Annotated in this window: 3 protein-coding genes; all 3 read right to left on the bottom strand. The window is 31.4% G+C overall.

The genetic code is table 11. From position 1 onward, the window contains the following. Positions 1–133: 133 nt before the first annotated feature. Genes QZZ11_RS03500 through QZZ11_RS03490 form a run of 3 tightly spaced genes read right to left on the bottom strand, consistent with a single transcriptional unit; the run spans position 134 to position 2,693 of the window. On the bottom strand, positions 134–2,020 hold the full coding sequence (locus QZZ11_RS03500) for a PP2C family protein-serine/threonine phosphatase (RefSeq protein ID WP_292473642.1): 1,887 nt from the start codon (positions 2,018–2,020) through the stop codon (positions 134–136). Beyond that, positions 2,017–2,397 (bottom strand): ATP-binding protein, encoded by a 381-nt coding sequence (locus QZZ11_RS03495; protein ID WP_292473639.1) that lies wholly within the window; start codon positions 2,395–2,397, stop codon positions 2,017–2,019. Before QZZ11_RS03495 ends, QZZ11_RS03500 begins: the two co-directional genes overlap by 4 nt. After that, complete coding sequence (locus QZZ11_RS03490) at positions 2,394–2,693, bottom strand: STAS domain-containing protein (protein ID WP_292473637.1); 300 nt, start codon at positions 2,691–2,693, stop codon at positions 2,394–2,396. Before QZZ11_RS03490 ends, QZZ11_RS03495 begins: the two co-directional genes overlap by 4 nt. Positions 2,694–3,021 lie beyond the last annotated feature (328 nt).

Below are 3,021 nucleotides of genomic sequence, written 5' to 3'. Positions count from 1 at the left end.
ATCCATAAAATATCATTAATTTTTAGAATAAAATCCATAAAAAATTATATTAATTGACTTATAATTTAAGTCTTATAAAATAATTTTTTATCAAATCATTCCCGAAAATACTATCATTACCATACATTCTCCATCATTTTATGTCCAATATAAGGAGGGTCATATCATCGAACTGCTTTTCTCCATTGGTGAATTTATTGATATCAATAATAAGATCCATTATGATGTTTTCACCTGATTCATGATTGTTCAGGAAATCAGTCAACCTTTCTTCACCATATATCTCATGTTCCGTGTTATTTGCATCCGTGATTCCATCGGTATAAAGGATTATTTCATCTTCCAGACTTACCTCATGATTTTTATATTCATAATTATCCATTACACCCATCACTATTTCCGAATCGACATCAAGCAATTCATACACACCATCATATTTGACAAGTGGCGGGTTGTGTCCTGCATTTGCATATTTCAACTTATGGGTATTCTTATTGTATATTCCCAAAAACAATGTAATGAACATCATTTCAGGGTTGTTTTCACATATCTGATTGTTCACGTCATATAATACCATGGCCGGATCCGGTTTGTTTTTCATCAGGAGCTTTATAGAGTTCTGTATGATTATGGTAAATATTGCTGCAGGCACTCCCTTACCTGATGCGTCACCAATAATGATAACAGTGTTTTCTTCATCCAATTCATAGAAGTCGTAAAAATCTCCTCCAACTTCTTTTGCCGGTTTGCAGAACCCTTCCACCATTAATGCATCATTGTTTATTGATTTTTTCGGTAACGTGGATTCCTGTATCTTGTGGGCAATGTTAAGTTCTGTATTGATTCTCTCCTTTTCACTTTCAAGCGACTTCACGTTTTCTATGTAATTGTTGTTGTTGTTTATAAGGTTAGTGTAGCTGCGTGAAAGGATTCCCATTTCATCATCATTTTCCAGGTAATCTGAGTAAATGTCAAGCAATCCCTCTGATTCTATTTTTTCGTTTTCCTTGATGAAACCGTCTATTTTTGAAAATGATATTACAGGTTTAATCAGTTTTCTTTCAATATATGCCAAGAGTATCATGGAAGGTACTGCAAATGCAAAAATGGTCAAATCCAAAAACTGCAAGAGGAATAAATTCATCTGATTTTCGGATATGCCACTGATTACATCAAAGATCATTTCAGGTAATGGTGAATAAATGATTAACCTATCAACCAATACTATTATAAACGACAGTATAATGAAACTAATCATTATCTTTTCGGGAATTGACGTATAATTAATTTTGACTATTTCTGTAATGGGCTTTGTATTATACATTATCAGCAATACCAATAATACTATCAATTCAAACAAGGAAAGTATGTTATTCATTCCAAGAATATGGTTAAGTATTATAAATACTGAAGTAGTGATGATAATTATTGCAAATAATACTCTATATGTCAATTTATATGACTTATCCGATACTTTAGGCATATATGAGAAATCTTTATACCTTGCTATTATCAGGAAGATCATACTAAACAATAATGAAAAATTCATGAAATTCACAAAATATCTCAATGCTATAATGTGCAAATCAATTGTCTCCGGATAAAATGCTTCCATCGTATTGAGCATAAATAGTGAGTAAAATACCGAACAAACAAAAGATATGAGTATAAGATAAATCAGATTGCTCATATTAGTTAATCTTGGTTTTGTAACTGTAAGCGATCCAAAATCTCGGGTATACCATAACTTATAGGCAAGATACGAAATTATAAGACTGAAAATTTCAGACACAAATGCTGTTGGAATATTGTATCCCCTGATAATGTCACATACTGCATTGGCCACTACGGCTCCCAAAGCACCATAAGGGCCAAAGAATAAACCTGCTACAAAAAGTATCCCCAGATGGGGGGTAAGATCCGCACTGAAGTTTGATGAGGCAAACAGATAGTAATCTCCCAAATTTATTATAAACATCAACAACAAGGGAATTATGAAATTTTTTATCTTATTCTTCATGTTTTCACTTTTTTGATTATTGTCAAATGATTTTCATTGTTCTCATATTCATAGTTCAATTCATCAGTAAGATTCTTTACCAAATGAATGCCCAAACCGCCGATTTCCGCTTCATCAATAGTGTCTGGAGAATCGGGTGACTCAGATTCGAGGGGGTTGAATTGAATGCCATCATCAATAAACTCCATTTTCAAAATGGAATCCTTGCATTCCACGTTTACCTTTATATATGTACAATTGGAATAATTGACAATGTTTACAAATACTTCCTCAACGATTAAGTCAACATCATAACCAATGTTCGAAACTTCACCATGAATAAACTCGTTTAATCGTGTTAATTCATTGATTGAAGGATTTAATTCAATATGATTCATTTAATCTCCAGTATCTTGTCAAACCCTGACATTCTGAATATTTCCTTGATGATATCATTCACGTTTGTAATTGTCATAGGGATGTTTTTTTCATTCAGTTTCTTTTGAGTTGCTATCAATACGCGTAAACCTGCACTTGAAATGTATTCAAGACTGGTAAAATCCAACGTCAACGATGTGATGTTTTCTATTTCATCGTTCAAGCTGTTTTCCAGTTCCTGTGATGTGATTGTGTCTATACGACCCTCAACACTAACTGTCAAATCCTTTTCTTCAAATTTTTTTTCTATCTTCATATAATCTCCCTCCTACTTATTTCAACATTAATTATTTTTTTTAATATATTCTTTCTAATTAATATTTTTATTTTTCAATTGTTTTAACAGTACTGTTTAAACTCAATTCCTAAATCTTGGAGGAATAATAGTATTTTTCCATCATTCTTAAGATATACATCAATAGGGTACTGTTTATCCTTAAATTTTATGATGTTGTCAATATTCTCTTCACAAAAAAATAGGCTGAAAATAATAAGAAAAACATTGTTTTCAATAAAAACACACGATGACTACTTAAATAAAAAATTTATAATATTTTCCATCAAAACTAGAAATTGATAACTAT

The organism is Methanosphaera sp. (assembly GCF_016282985.1).
In the GTDB taxonomy this organism is placed as follows: Archaea; Methanobacteriota; Methanobacteria; order Methanobacteriales; family Methanobacteriaceae; genus Methanosphaera.
This window is presented reverse-complemented; position numbering and strand designations above follow the sequence as displayed.